The following is a 13,079-nucleotide window of genomic DNA, read 5'->3' as shown; positions in this document are numbered from 1 at the left end:
GTCAACGTGCGATCGCGGGCTTCGCGAGCCATTCGCGGCCCTTGAGCATCGCCTTCCAGTAGAGCGGCGGCAGCACGCGTTCCTTGAGCAGCCATGCGAGCCGCGACGGGCGCTTGCCGTCGATCAGCCATGCAGGGAAGGTCGGCGCGACCTTGCCGCCGTACAGGAATTCGGCGAGCACGATCTTGCCGCGCTCGACGGTGAGCGGGCACGAGCCGTAGCCGTCGTACGCGGCGTCGCCGTGCGCGCGGCCGAGCGATGCGAGCAGGTTGTGCGCGACGACTGGCGCCTGCTTGCGGGCGGCCGCGGCCGTCTTCGCATTGGTCGTGTTGGTGGCGTCGCCGAGCGCGTAGATGTCCGGAAAGTGCTTGTGCCGCAGCGTCGCCGGATCGACGTCGATCCAGCCGGCCGCGTCGGCGAGCGGGCTCGAACGCACGAAGTCGGGCGCCTTCTGCGGCGGCACGACGTGGATCATGTCGAACGAACGCACGACGGTTTCCTTGCCGCCGTCCGGCAGCGCACGCGCGAACGTCGCGCGGCGCGCGGGCCCGTCGATCGCGACGAGGTTATGGCCGAACGACAGCGCGATGTCATAGCTTTTCACGTACTCCATCAGCGCGGGCACGTAGTCGGCCACGCCGAACAGCGCGCCGCCCGCATTCAGGAATTCGACGTTCGCGGCCTCGAGGCGCCCCGCGCGCCGCCAGTGGTCGCACGACAGGTACATCGCCTTCTGCGGCGCGCCCGCGCACTTGATCGGCATCGGCGGCTGCGTGAAGAGTGCGTTGCCGCCGCGGAACGTACGGACGAGCTCCCACGTGTACGGCGCGAGATCGTAGCGGTAGTTCGACGTGACGCCGTTGCGGCCGAGCGTGTCGGCGAGGCCTTCGATCGCGTGCCAGTCGAGCTTGAGCCCCGGGCACACGACGAGCTTGCGGTAGCCGATGCGCCGGCAGCCGTCGAGCACGACCGTGTGCGTGTCGGGCTCGAAGCCGGCGACGGCAGCCTGGATCCGGTGCACGCCGCGCGGCAGCAAGTCGGTCATCTGGCGCGCGGTGGTCTCGGGCTGGAACACGCCCGCGCCGACCATCGTCCAGCCCGGCTGGTAGTAGTGGACGTCGGCCGGATCGATCACTGCGATGTCGAGCGACGCGTCGCGCGCGAGCAGGCTCGATGCGACCGCGATGCCGGCCGCGCCCGCTCCGACGATCACGATGTCGTGCCGCGCGTCGACAGTCGGCGCCGCCTGGCGGCCGCCTTGCATGACGCGCGACGCGAGCGCGCGCAGGTCGTAACCGGCTGCATCGGCCGTCGCGACGATGTCGTCCAGCGGGCGCAGGCCCGCTTGCGACAGCGCCCACAGCGTGGCCGAGCGCATGCCGCTGCGGCAGTATGCGAGCACCGGGCCGTCGAGCGACGCGACGAGCGCGCCGAACTGCGCGGCCTGGTCGTCGGTCACCTTGCCCGTATCGACCGGCAGGTAATGCACGTCGATGCCGAGCGGCGCGGCGGCCGTGCGGATCTCGGTGACGGTCGGCTGGTCGGGGCCTTCGCCGTCGGGCCGGTTGCAGACGATCGCGCGGATGCCCGCCGCGTGCAGCGCGGGCAGGTCGGCCGCCGCGATCTGCGGCGAGACCGACAGCGCGTCGGTCAGCTTGCGGATGGTGGTCATGTCGGGGTTCTCGGTTGGGGGCGGCGGCGCTCAGATCGCGTCGAGCGGGATCTTCAGGTAGCGCACGCCATTGTTTTCGGGCTCCGGCAGGTGGCCGGCGCGCATGTTGACCTGCACGGACGGCAGCATCAGCACCGGCATGTCGAGCGTCGCATCGCGCGCGGTGCGCATCGCGACGAAATCGTCCTCGGTCACGCCGTCCTTCACGTGCACGTTCGCGCGGCGCTGCTCGGCGACGGTCGTCACGAACTGCACGTCGCGGCCGCCCGGCTGGTAGTCGTGGCACAGGTACAGGCGCGTGTCGGGCGGCAGCGCGAGCACGCGGGAGATCGAGCGGTACAGCGTGCGCGCGTCGCCGCCGGGGAAGTCGCAGCGGGCCGTGCCGTAGTCGGGCATGAACAGCGTGTCGCCGACGAACGCCGCGCGCTGCGTCGCGTTGTCGACGCAGTAGGTCATGCACGCGGGCGTGTGGCCCGGCGTGTGCAGCGCGCGGATCGTCAGCGTGCCGAGCGCGAGCGTGTCGCCGTCGTCGACGAGCCGGTCGAACTGGCGGCCGTCTTCCGCGAAGCCGGGGCCTGCATTGAACAGCGTGCCGAAGACGTGCTGCACGCGGCGCACGTGCGAACCGATCGCGATCCGGCCGCCGACCCGTGCCTTCAGGTACGGCGCGGCCGACAGGTGGTCGGCATGCACGTGCGTCTCCAGCAGCCAGTGCACGGTCGCGCCGAGTTCGGCGACGCGGGCGATCAGCCGGTCGGCGCTGGCGGTGCGCGTGCGGCCGGATTTCGGGTCGTAGTCGAGCACGCTGTCGATCAGCGCGCACGCGCGGCTCGCCGTATCGAGCAGGAGATAGCTGACGGTGTGGGTCGCCGGGTCGAAAAAGCCTTCGACCGACAGCGTGGGGGCGTTGCTCACGGGGTGTCCTCGATCGGGTTCTGCATTTGCAATCGGGATCTCTGACTCAAGAAGCATGCCAAGCGGCACAGCGGTGCCGGCCGATAGGCCAGAGACTTGATTTGGTTCGGGTTTTCGGCGCGGCCGAGGCGCTGCGCGGGCGTTGGCGCCAGCCGGTAGAACATGTTGACTGCCATATCTGGCAGTGTCGTGGCAGAATTGGCAGTCAGCCTGGCAGTCCGTCCGGCAGAACCGTCACCGAGCGTCCGCATGAATCCGCACGACACCATCCCGATCGTTCCCGCGCCGCGCCGCGATGTCACGCCCGACGTCCGCGCGCTCGTCGCCTATCTGGAGCAGGACCCGCAGCCGATGATCGTCGTCGATCCCGACTACCGCATCCTCGCGGCGAACGATGCGTACCGGCGCCAGTTCGGCGTGGCGGGCGTCGAGCACGTGGGCCGCCACTGCTTCCAGGTCTCGCATCACTACGACGTGCCGTGCGACCAGGCCGGCGAGCATTGCCCGATGAAGCAGGCGCTCGAATCGCGCGGGCTGAACCGCGTGCTGCACATCCACCACACGCCGCGCGGCCCCGAGCACGTCGACGTCGAGCTGCGGCCGATCTTCGATGCGGACGGCAACGTGATCGCGTATGTCGAGCGGCTGACGACGGTGCGCAGCGCGTCCGCGCAGCCGAGCGCGGAAGGGCTCGTCGGCGGCGCCGACGCGTTCAACGCGGCGCTCGGCGCACTGCAGCGCGTCGCGCCGTCGATGTTGCCGGTGCTGCTGCTCGGCGAGTCGGGTACCGGCAAGGAGCTGTTCGCGCGCGCGCTGCACGAGGCGAGCGATCGCGCGATGGGGCCGTTCGTCGTCGTCGATTGCTCGGGGATCGCCGAGACGCTGTTCGAGAGCGAACTGTTCGGCTATGAGAAGGGCGCGTTCACGGGCGCGAACCAGCGCAAGCCGGGCCTCGTCGAGACCGCGCAGGGCGGCACGCTGTTTCTCGACGAGATCGGCGACGTGCCGCTGCCGATGCAGGTGAAGCTGCTGCGGCTGATCGAGTCGGGCACGTTCCGGCGCGTCGGCGGCGTCGAGGCGCTGCGCGCGGATTTCCGGCTCGTTGCGGCCACGCACAAGCCGCTGCGCGAGATGATCGACGACGGCCGGTTCCGGCAGGACCTCTACTACCGGATCAACGCGTTTCCGATTCCGCTGCCGGCGCTGCGCGAACGGCAGGGCGACGTCGCGCTGCTGGCCGAATCGATCCTGCGGCGGATCGCGAACGCGCGCGCGAATGCGGGCGACGCGGGCGCGCGGCCGTTCGCGGCCCGGCCGTTCGTGCTGACCGAGCGCGCGCACGCGTGCCTCGACGCGTATGCGTGGCCGGGCAATATCCGCGAACTGCGCAACGTGCTCGAACGCGCATGCCTGTTCGCGGACGACGGGACGATCCGCGTCGAGCATCTGCCGGCCGAACTCGTGGCGGCATCGGCGGCGCAGCAGGATGGCGCGGGCGCGGCGGGCGCGCTGACGGATGCCGAACTGGTGCGGATCGCCGGCGAATTCACCGGCACACGCAAGGCGCTGGCCGAGCGCACGGGGATGAGCGAGCGCACGCTGTACCGGCGGTTGAAGGCGCTCGGGCTGGGCACGCGCGGCGGGTGAGCGGGTGTTCCGGCGTATCGGTGACGAACATGCCCGGCAATCATAAATTCATGTCATGCGAAAAATAATTATCGTTTTACGATAAGTGTCGACGTACAATCGATGCGTGTTCACCACCATCGAAGAGGATGTCGCATGCATTCCGATCGTATTGCCCGCATCAGCCAGCGCATGGCTGCCGTCACGTTGTGGTTCATCGTCGCCATGCTGGTGCTCAACGCCGCTTGCCGGGCGTTTCCGTCGCTGAGCGCGGCCGACTCCGGGCCCGGTTTCGTATTCGGCCTCACGGACTCGGTAATGTCGAACCTGCACGTGGATGTCGCTGCTTTCCCGTGGTGGCAAAAGGCGGTCGGCATCCTGCTGTCGAGCGTGCCGCTCGTCGCGCTCGCGAACGGCCTGCGCCATCTGCGCGCGCTGTTCCGGACTTACGCGCGCCGTGACTATTTCTCCGCGCAGGCGGCAGGCCATCTCGGCAAGACGGGCCGTGCGATCGGCCTGTGGGTGCTGCTGAGCCTGTTGTGCGAACCGCTCCTGAGCGTGTGGGCGACGATGCGCGAGCCGGTCGGCCATCGCGTGGTCAGCATCGGCTTCAGCATGCCTTACGTTGTCGCGCTGTTTACGGCAGCCTGTATTGCGGTGATCGCGCATATTCTCCGGCAGGCGAGCGAGCTCGACGCCGAACATCGGCAGTTCGTCTGAGGCCCGCCATGACGATCGTGGTCAAGCTCGACGTGATGCTCGCGACCCGGAAGGTCCGCTCGAAGGATCTCGCGGCGGCGGTCGGCATCACCGAACAGAACCTGTCGTTGCTCAAGCAGGGGAAGGTCAAGGGCATCCGTTTCGCTACGCTCGAAGCCATCTGCCGCTATCTCGATTGCCAACCCGGCGACCTGCTCGCGTTCAGCGATGACGGCGGCGGCGAGCCCGACTGACGCATCGCCGTGGCGTGCGGCCGGCGCGGCGGCGCGACGGCGGCGGCTGGGCGTCGTCGCGGTGGCATTCGCAATCGCGGCGTCGATCCACGTGCTCGGATGGTTCGTGCTGCGCTGGGCGTCGCCGACGGTCGGTGCGGCGAGGCCCGAGGTCGGGGCGCCGGCCCGGCCCGCGCTGAGCGTCGTGTTGATTCCGGCGCGGCCGGTCCAACCGCCGGCAACCGGCATGGCCGGACGCACCGGACGGAACGGGAAGGTGGGCGGCAATGGTCGAGCGCCGGAACGTTCCGGCGCCGCCGCGAACGCGCGCATGCCGGCGCGTTCGCTTCCGGATGCATTCGGGACGCTGCATGCACGAACGGACGCGCCTGCCGGTGTCGCGCCGGATGGACGCGACAACCGGCCGGCTAACGCGTCGATGCCCGATGTCGACTGGGGGCGCGATCTGGCGTCGATCGGTGTGCGGCGCGCTTCAGGGCGCAGCACTGCCGACGCGGCGATCGACGCATTGGGCGCGTCGTCCGGTCACGCGGCGCCGCGTCGCGATACCGTCGACGCCAGGTTGGCCGGGGGGATGTCACGCGCGCACCGCGTCGACTGCCGGAGCGCGTACTCGGGCGCCGGCCTCCTTGCGTTGCCGATGCTCGCACTGGATGCGGTTCGCGATACCGGCTGCAAGTGGTGACGCGGGCGGCCTGCCTCACGGGCCTGGCGGCGGCGCGCAGGCGACCTGCGTACCGCCGCCACGTCGCTGATCAGCGCGCCGGCACCAACTGCGCCATCGCCTCGCGGATGAAACCGAGCAGCGTATCGTCGACCCACGCGTCCTTCGTCAGCGCCGGCTCGTTCATCATCGCGTGACGGAATTTCGCGTGCGTGGCCGGATCGTGGCCCGCATAGCTGCAGAACAGGTCGAGCCAGCGCTGCGCGAGCGCGCGGCCTTCCGGCGAATCGGGCTTCGCGCCCGCGTCGATCGCGTCGCGCACGTCGCCCATCAGTTGCGGCCATTCCATCGCGCGTTTGCCGTAGTGCGCCCGCATGAAGCGGATTTCGTCCGGCGCGAGATATTTCTCGAAGATCCGCATCTTCGTTTCGGCGGTCGCGCGCAGCACGTAGTCGCGCAACGCGGTCGAAATGCCGATCTTCGACTGCATCGCCGGTTCACGCTCGTGCATCAGGTTCAGCTTCGCCAGCAGACGCGGGTCGTTGTTCGTGTCGCGCACGAGCAGTGCCATCCAGCGGCCGGCGAGCGCGCGCACGCGCTCGTCCTCGGGCGGCACGCCCGCGTCGTGCAGCGCACGGACCTCGCCGACGAGCGCGATCCATTCCGCGTCGCCCGCCTGGCTCTTTCGGTACATCGGCATGCGCGCGAGTTCTTCCTCGGAAAAATATTTGTCGTACACGGTCATCAACTCCAGTGTGGTGAGCCAATCGGCCAGCTCCGGCTCCGTGCCCGCGGCCAGCTGCGCGTGCAGGCTCACGAGCCGCTCGCGCAGCTGCGCGGTTTGCGCGAGCTGGCGGTCGAGCAGCGCGATCTGCTTCGCGACGAGATCGACGAGCGGGGTGCCGGGCTGGTTCAGGTAGTTGCCGATTTCGGTGAGCGACAGTCCGAAGCGACGCAGCGCCTGGATCTGGTGGAGCCGGGCGATGTCGTGGCGGTCGTACAGCCGGTAGCCGTTGTCGGCACGTGCCGAAGGCGTCAGCAGACCGATCGCGTGATAGTGATGAAGCGTGCGGACGGTCAGCCCGCTGCGTTTCGCCAGTTCTCCCACTTTCAGCTGCATTCGTTCCTCCGTTCGGTACGCACACTGGAGTCTCGAACGTTACGCTACGTGAGGGTCAAGCGGAAGATCGAAAATCGGGCGCGCGACGGGTTGACCGCGCGCCCGATCGAAGGGCCGGCTTATTGCGGCGAAGGCGCGGTGTCGGGGGGCGTGGCGGCGCGCGCTTCCTGGCCGGTTGCGGTGTCGCCGGCCGTGTTGCCGGTTTTGCCGGACTGATCGGCCTTGTCGGCCTTATCGGCCGGCGGCGTGCCCATCGCCTGATAGAGCCGCGCGGTATCCGCGAACCGCGCGCCGGTCGCGCGGATCTCGTCGAGCCGTGCGTTGCGGTACTGCAGCTCGCTGGCGCGCGCGGCCGACGGCGGCAGCGCGCCGAGCCGCACGCGGGCGGCCGCGTCGTCGTATGCGCCGCGTGCGGACAGCGCGGCGCGGGACGATGCGTCGAGTGCCTCCGCATCGTGTTCGAGCGCCGCGAGCGAATCGGCGACGTTCTGGAACGCGCCGAGCACGGCCTGCTTGTACTGGTCGACCGCGGCCTCGTAGGCGGCCTTCGCCGCGCGGCGCTGCGCGAGCAGCGCGCCGCCGTGGAAGATCGGCTGGCTCAGCGACGCGCCGACGTTCCAGATCGCGCCGGCGCCCGACAGCATGGCCGGCCAGCTGAAGCCGCCTTTGCCCATCGCCGCCGACAGCGACAGTTGCGGGAACAGCTGCGCGGTCGCGACGCCCACTTCCGCAGCGGCCGCCTTCAGCCCCGCGTCGGCCGCCTGGATGTCCGGGCGGCTTTGCAGCAGGTCCGACGGCACGACGACGGGCACCTGCTCGGGCAGATGCAGATCGGCGAGCGTGAGATCGGCCGGCGGCCGGTCGGGCGTGCGGCCGACCAGCACCGCGAGCGCATGGCGCGCCGAGTCGCGCTGCTGGCGCAGCGCGGGCAGGCTTGCCGCGAACGTGTCGGCGCTTTGCCGCGCGTTCAGTGCGTCGCTGCGCGACGCCGAGCCGAGCGCGTAGCGGCGTTCGGCGTCGTGCGCCTGGTCGTTCGCGAGCGCGACGAGCCGCTCGGTCGTGTCGATCTGCGCGTTGAGCACCGACACCGTGATCGACGCGGTGACGATGTTCGCGGCCAGCGCGCGCCGCGCCGATTCGAGCTGGAACGCACTGACGTCGACGCGTTTCGCGAGCGCGCGGTTCGCGAAGCGGGAGGCGCCGAACAGGTCGACCGTGTAGCTCGCCTGCAGTTGCCCGACGAACGTGTCGTACAGCAGCGTCGGTGCGCCGAGCGCCGGAATCGGCACGCCGAGCGCACGCTGGCGCGTGGCCTGGCCGACCGCGTCGATCGACGGCAGCATCGAGCTGCCGATCTGCCCGCGCAACTGCTCGCGCGCGGCATCCAGCGAATGCGACGCCGCACTGAGCGTCGGGCTGTTGCGCAGCCCTTCGTCGACGAGCGCGTTCAGCGCATCGGAACGGTACTGCTTCCACCAGTCGGGCACCGGTTGCGCGCCGACTTCGAACTGCTGCGCGACGCCTTGCGCGGACACGGTCTGCTGGACTTGCGGCACCGCGCCGTAATGCGCCGGAGACGGCATCGCGGGCGGCTCGCCGCTCGGCGCGAACCACGCGCAGCCGGCCAGGGGCCCGGCGAGGCTCGCGGCTGCGAGCGCGCGCACGGCTTGGGTTTTCAGGTTCATCGACACATCCATGGTCATGCTCCCGTCGGCGCGGCCGGCGTGCTGCCGTCATGCGGCGGGCCGTCCTGCGGGTCGCGTTCGTCGCGCTTCACGCGGAACCACGTCGCGTACAGCGCGGGCAGGTAGAACAGCGTCAGCACGGTCGCGCTCGTGATGCCGCCCATCAGCGCGGTCGCCATCGGCCCGAAGAAGTTCGAGCGCAGCAGCGGGATCAGCGCGAGCACGGCGGCCGCGGCCGTCAGCGTGATCGGGCGGAAGCGCCGCACCGTCGCGCCGATGATCGCGTCGACGCGGCCGTGGCCGACCGCGATGTCCTGCTCGATCTGGTCGACCAGGATCACCGAGTTGCGCATGATGATCCCGAACATCGCGATCACGCCGAGCATCGCGACGAAGCCGAACGGCTGCCCGAACAGCAGCAGCGTGGCGACCACGCCGATCAGCCCGAGCGGCGCGGTCAGCACGACCATCAGCACGCGCGAGAAGCTCTGCAGCTGGATCATCAGCAGCGTGAACACGGCGATCGCCATCAGCGGCATCTGCGCGTTGATCGAGTTCTGCGCCTTCGCGCTTTCCTCGACCGAGCCGCCGATGTTGATCTGATAGCCGACCGGCAGCTGCGCGCGCAGCGCGTTCAGCTTCGCGTCGACCGCGTGCGTGACGTCGATGCCCTGTGCGCCGGCGCGCACGTCCGACTGCACGGTGATGGTCGGCTGGCGGTCGCGTTCCCACACGACGCCGTATTCGAGCGTCGGCTCGAAGCGGCCGAGCGAGCCGAGCGGCACCGGGCCGTTCGGCGTCGGCAGCGCGAGGCCCGCGAGCTTCGCCGGATCGACGCGGTCGGCCTGCGGCGCGCGCAGGTCGACCGCGATCAGCTTGTCGCGCTCGCGGTACTGCGTGACGGTCGCGCCGGACAGCGTCATCGCGAGGAAGCTCGACACGTCCTGCGACGTCACGTTCAGCTCGCGCGCCTTCTTCTGATCGATCTCGAAGCGCACCGAGCGCTCGGCCGGCTCGTCCCAGTCGTACTGCACGTTGACCGTGCGCGCATCGCCGCGCATCGTCGCCGCGACCTTCTCGGCGATCGAGCGGACCGTCGCGATGCTGTCGCCGCTCACGCGGAACTGCACCGGATAGCCGACCGGCGGGCCGTTCTCGAGCCGCGACAGCCGCCAGCGCACGGCCGGGAACTTGTCGCGCAGCGTGGTTTCGAGCCAGGTCGCGAGCTTCTCGCGATCCTTGACCGATTTCGCGGTGATCACGAACTGCGCGAAGTTCGGCAGTTGCAGCTGCTGGTCGAGCGGCAGGTAGAAGCGCGGCGCGCCGCTGCCGACGAAGTTCACCGAATGATCGATCTCGGGGCGCTTGTCGATCGCCTTCTCGAGGCGTTCGGTTTCGCGCAGCGTCGCCGCGAACGACGCGCCCTCGGGCAGCCGCAGGTCGACCAGCAGCTCGGGCCGGTCGGAGCTCGGGAAGAACTGCTGCGGCACCAGCGAGAAGCCCATCAGCGACACGACGAACAGGGCGCCCGTGATCAGCAGCACGACGAAGCGCCGCTCGATGCACCAGTCGACCCAGCCGCGCAGCCGCCGGTAGAAGCGCGTGTCGTAGATGTCGTGCTCGTGGTCGTCGGGCAGGTGCGCTTCGTGCGCCTGCCGCTTGCGCTCGGGCAGCATGTGGTAGCCGAGCAGCGGGATCAGCACGACGGCCGCGAACCACGACGCGATCAGCGCGATCGCCGACACCTCGAAGATCGAGCGCGTGTATTCGCCGGTGCTCGATTTCGCGAGCGCGATCGGCAGGAAGCCCGACACCGTGACGAGCGTGCCCGTCAGCATCGGGAACGCGGTGCTGGTGTACGCGAACGCGGCGGCGCGCGCGCGGCTGTAGCCCTGTTCGAGCTTCACGGCCATCATCTCGACCGCGATGATCGCGTCGTCGACGAGCAGCCCGAGCGCGAGCACGAGCGTGCCGAGCGACACCTTGTGCAGCCCGATGTCGAACAGGTACATGAACAGGGCCGTGACCGCGAGCACGACCGGAATCGAGATCACGACGACCATCCCGGTGCGCAGGCCGAGCGATACGAGGCTCACGACCAGCACGATCGCGATGGCTTCGGCGACCGCCTCGAGGAAATCGTCGACCGAATGCGCGACCGCATGCGGCATGCTCGATACCTCGACCAGCTTGAGGCCGGCCGGCAACCGCGCCTGCAGGTCCTTAGATTCGGCGTCGAGCGCCTTGCCGAGCCGGATCACGTCGCCGCCCGGCTGCATCGTCACGCCGATGCCGAGCACGGCCTTGCCGGCCGCACCTGAGCCGGCCGCGCGCATCTGGGTGACGACCGGATCGTCGTAGCCGCGCTTGACCGTCGCGAGATCGCCGAGCCGGAACGTGCGGCCGTTGATGCGGATCAGCGTATCGGCGATCGCATTGACATTGTCGAACTGGCCGCTCGGCCGCACGAACACGCGATCGTCGGCGGTCGTCAGCACGCCGGCCGACGAGATGTCGTTCTGCGCGTTGATCGCCTGCCCGAGCTGCTGCGGCGAGATGCCGAGGCGCGTGAGCTGCGCGTTGTTCACCTCGATGAAGATCCGCTGGTCGGGGTCGCCGAAATAGTCGACCTTGCCGACGCCCGGCACGCGCAGCAGCACGGTGCGCAACTGGTCCGCGTAGTCGTGCAGCTGCGCGGGCGAGAAGCCGTCGCCTTCGAGCGTCCAGATGTTGGTGTAGACGTCGCCGAATTCGTCGTTGAAGAACGGGCCCTGCACGCCGGGCGGCAGCGTATAGCCGATGTCGCCGACCTTCTTGCGGATCTGGTACCAGGTCTCGGGCACGTCCTTCACGGGCGCCGAATCCTTCATCGTGAAGAAGATCAGCGATTCGCCGGGGCGCGAATAGCTGCGCAGGAAGTCGATGGCCGGCGTTTCCTGCAGCTTGCGGCCGATCCGGTCGGTGACCTGTTCCTGCACCTGCCGCGCGGTCGCGCCGGGCCAGAACGTGCGGATCACCATCACGCGGAACGTGAACGGCGGGTCTTCGGACTGCGCGAGCCGCGTGTACGCGAGGATGCCCGCGAGCGTCGCGAGCGCGATCAGGTAGACGACGAGCGCCTGGTGGCGCAGCGCCCATGCCGACAGGTTGAACCGGCCTTCTTCGCGGGGGGTGCTCACGATGCGAAGTCCTCCGGATGCAGCGGCGCGATCGGGCGCACCTTCTCGCCCGCGCTGACCGTATGCACGCCCTGCAGCACGACGCGCTCGCCCGGCTGCAGCCCGTGCGACACGGTGACGGTGCGCTCGTTGAAGCGCGCGACGTCGACGCGGCGCAATTCGAGCGTGTCGTCCTTGGTGCGCACGACCCACACGGCTGGTTGCGCGCCGTCGTGGAACAGCGCGGTCGCGGGCAGCGTGATCGGCTGCGCGTCGCCGGCGGCCGGCGCGCCGTCGAATGCGACGTTCGCGGTCATGCCGAGGCGGATCGCCGGATCGGGCGCGGCGAGCGTGAGCTTCACGCGATAGGTGCGGCTTTGCGGATCGGCGGCCGGCGCAACTTCGCGCACCTTTGCGGCGAACTGGCGGCCCGGCAGCGACGGCAGCATGACGGTCGCTGCATGGCCGGGTGCGAGCGACGCGAGCGCGGCCTCGGGCACGTCGCTGACGACGTCGACGTCGCCGGACCACGCGAGCTGGTAGACGGCCTGGCCGGCCGACACGTTCTGGCCGGTGTCGGCCTGTTCGGCGGTGATGTAGCCCGCATGATCGGCGACGAGCGTCGCATAGCGGAGCTGGTTCTTCGCGAGCGCGAGCTGCTGCTGTGCCTGGTCGCGCTGCGCGAGCGCCGACGTGTAGCTGTTCTGGGTCTGCTCGAGCTGTGCGGTCGCGATCAGGTTTTCATGCGCCTGCGCGCGGTCGCGGTCGAGCTGCTGCTTCGCGAATGCGAGGGTGTGCGTCGCGGCATCGAGCTGCGCCTGCGCGCTCGCGGCGTTTTTCTCGACGTCGGACGGATCGAGCAGCGCGACGACCTGGCCGACCTTGACCGTATCGCCGAGCCGCACCTTGCGCTCGACGATCTTGCCGGCGATGCGGAACGACAGCGGCGTCGCGTAGCGCGGCTGGATTTCGCCGGGCAGCGTGCGCGCGACCGCGGCGCCATCGGCATGCGCGGGCAGCGCGACGACGGGGCGCGGCGCGGGCGGCGCGGATTCTTTCGGATGACAGGCGGCGACGAAGAGCGCGACGCCGATCAGCAGCGCGGCGCGGGAACCGGAGCGATTCACGAAACCCCCAGGGGAGATGGAGCGGAACGAAGCCGGCAAGCGCGACGGGCGCTTGCCCCAAGCGGCGCCGGTAGCGGCGCGCGGACAACAATTTCAGAAACTGTGGCGGATTCTAATACACACCTGTATCTGAATGCAAAGGTGAATCCGAAGGGGTAA

General features: G+C 69.6%; 11 protein-coding genes. 4 read left to right on the top strand and 7 right to left on the bottom strand.

The features are described 5' to 3' along the window. Position 1 precedes the first annotated feature (1 nt). From MRS60_RS09365 to MRS60_RS09355, 3 genes are read right to left on the bottom strand one after another with little or no spacing between them, the layout of a single operon-like run. Positions 2–1,672: a bifunctional protein tyrosine phosphatase family protein/NAD(P)/FAD-dependent oxidoreductase gene (locus tag MRS60_RS09365; RefSeq protein ID WP_243564586.1), complete on the bottom strand. Its 1,671-nt coding sequence runs from the start codon at positions 1,670–1,672 to the stop codon at positions 2–4. 30 nt (positions 1,673–1,702) lie between these two features. Continuing rightward, positions 1,703–2,587, bottom strand: coding sequence for an MBL fold metallo-hydrolase (locus MRS60_RS09360; RefSeq protein ID WP_243564585.1), 885 nt, complete (start codon positions 2,585–2,587; stop codon positions 1,703–1,705). Next, positions 2,584–2,763 (bottom strand): hypothetical protein, encoded by a 180-nt coding sequence (locus MRS60_RS09355; RefSeq protein WP_243564584.1) that lies wholly within the window; start codon positions 2,761–2,763, stop codon positions 2,584–2,586. The genes MRS60_RS09360 and MRS60_RS09355 overlap by 4 nt, the downstream gene beginning before the upstream one ends. 73 nt (positions 2,764–2,836) lie before the next feature. Here MRS60_RS09355 and MRS60_RS09350 point away from each other — a divergent pair, with 73 nt between their 5' ends. The 4 genes from MRS60_RS09350 to MRS60_RS09335 all read left to right on the top strand — a co-directional run bounded on the left by MRS60_RS09350 (position 2,837) and on the right by MRS60_RS09335 (position 5,851). Continuing rightward, complete coding sequence (locus MRS60_RS09350; RefSeq protein WP_243564583.1) at positions 2,837–4,234, top strand: sigma-54 interaction domain-containing protein; 1,398 nt, start codon at positions 2,837–2,839, stop codon at positions 4,232–4,234. A gap of 135 nt (positions 4,235–4,369) precedes the next feature. Beyond that, positions 4,370–4,933, top strand: a complete 564-nt coding sequence (locus MRS60_RS09345) for a DUF2975 domain-containing protein (protein ID WP_243564582.1) — start codon at positions 4,370–4,372, stop codon at positions 4,931–4,933. Positions 4,934–4,941: 8 nt separating this feature from the next. Further along, a complete protein-coding gene (locus tag MRS60_RS09340) occupies positions 4,942–5,166 on the top strand; it encodes a helix-turn-helix domain-containing protein (protein ID WP_006488139.1) in 225 nt (74 codons plus the stop codon). Next, positions 5,141–5,851 carry a hypothetical protein gene (locus tag MRS60_RS09335; RefSeq protein WP_243564581.1) on the top strand — a complete coding sequence of 237 codons (711 nt, stop codon included), beginning with the start codon at positions 5,141–5,143 and terminating at the stop codon, positions 5,849–5,851. The genes MRS60_RS09340 and MRS60_RS09335 overlap by 26 nt, the downstream gene beginning before the upstream one ends. A gap of 70 nt (positions 5,852–5,921) precedes the next feature. Here MRS60_RS09335 and MRS60_RS09330 read toward each other — a convergent pair whose 3' ends face one another. From MRS60_RS09330 to MRS60_RS09315, 4 genes are all read right to left on the bottom strand, one after another. After that, positions 5,922–6,950: a MerR family transcriptional regulator gene (locus MRS60_RS09330; protein WP_243564580.1), complete on the bottom strand. Its 1,029-nt coding sequence runs from the start codon at positions 6,948–6,950 to the stop codon at positions 5,922–5,924. Between the two features lie 119 nt (positions 6,951–7,069). After that, positions 7,070–8,647, bottom strand: coding sequence for an efflux transporter outer membrane subunit (locus MRS60_RS09325; protein ID WP_243564579.1), 1,578 nt, complete (start codon positions 8,645–8,647; stop codon positions 7,070–7,072). Positions 8,648–8,649: 2 nt separating this feature from the next. Beyond that, the gene (locus tag MRS60_RS09320) at positions 8,650–11,814 is read right to left on the bottom strand and encodes an efflux RND transporter permease subunit (RefSeq protein WP_243564578.1); all 3,165 of its coding nucleotides are present in this window, start codon (positions 11,812–11,814) and stop codon (positions 8,650–8,652) included. Continuing rightward, the gene (locus MRS60_RS09315; protein ID WP_034181359.1) at positions 11,811–12,920 is read right to left on the bottom strand and encodes an efflux RND transporter periplasmic adaptor subunit; all 1,110 of its coding nucleotides are present in this window, start codon (positions 12,918–12,920) and stop codon (positions 11,811–11,813) included. The genes MRS60_RS09320 and MRS60_RS09315 overlap by 4 nt, the downstream gene beginning before the upstream one ends. Positions 12,921–13,079 lie beyond the last annotated feature (159 nt).

Source organism: Burkholderia pyrrocinia (genome assembly GCF_022809715.1).
GTDB lineage: Bacteria > Pseudomonadota > Gammaproteobacteria > Burkholderiales > Burkholderiaceae > Burkholderia > Burkholderia pyrrocinia_C.
The sequence above is the reverse complement of the archived record's forward strand: the minus strand, read 5'-3'. Positions and strand labels throughout refer to the sequence as shown.

Bases quoted from the DNA above. Each gene is read 5' to 3' on its own strand.
- MRS60_RS09330 (WP_243564580.1), bottom strand. From the start codon at position 6,950: ATGCAGCTGAAAGTGGGAGAACTGGCGAAACGCAGCGGGCTGACCGTC.
- MRS60_RS09335 (WP_243564581.1), top strand. From the start codon at position 5,141: ATGACGGCGGCGGCGAGCCCGACTGACGCATCGCCGTGGCGTGCGGCC.
- MRS60_RS09365 (WP_243564586.1), bottom strand. From the start codon at position 1,672: ATGACCACCATCCGCAAGCTGACCGACGCGCTGTCGGTCTCGCCGCAG.
- MRS60_RS09355 (WP_243564584.1), bottom strand. From the start codon at position 2,763: ATGGCAGTCAACATGTTCTACCGGCTGGCGCCAACGCCCGCGCAGCGC.
- MRS60_RS09345 (WP_243564582.1), top strand. From the start codon at position 4,370: ATGCATTCCGATCGTATTGCCCGCATCAGCCAGCGCATGGCTGCCGTC.
- MRS60_RS09325 (WP_243564579.1), bottom strand. From the start codon at position 8,647: ATGGATGTGTCGATGAACCTGAAAACCCAAGCCGTGCGCGCGCTCGCA.
- MRS60_RS09340 (WP_006488139.1), top strand. From the start codon at position 4,942: ATGACGATCGTGGTCAAGCTCGACGTGATGCTCGCGACCCGGAAGGTC.
- MRS60_RS09350 (WP_243564583.1), top strand. From the start codon at position 2,837: ATGAATCCGCACGACACCATCCCGATCGTTCCCGCGCCGCGCCGCGAT.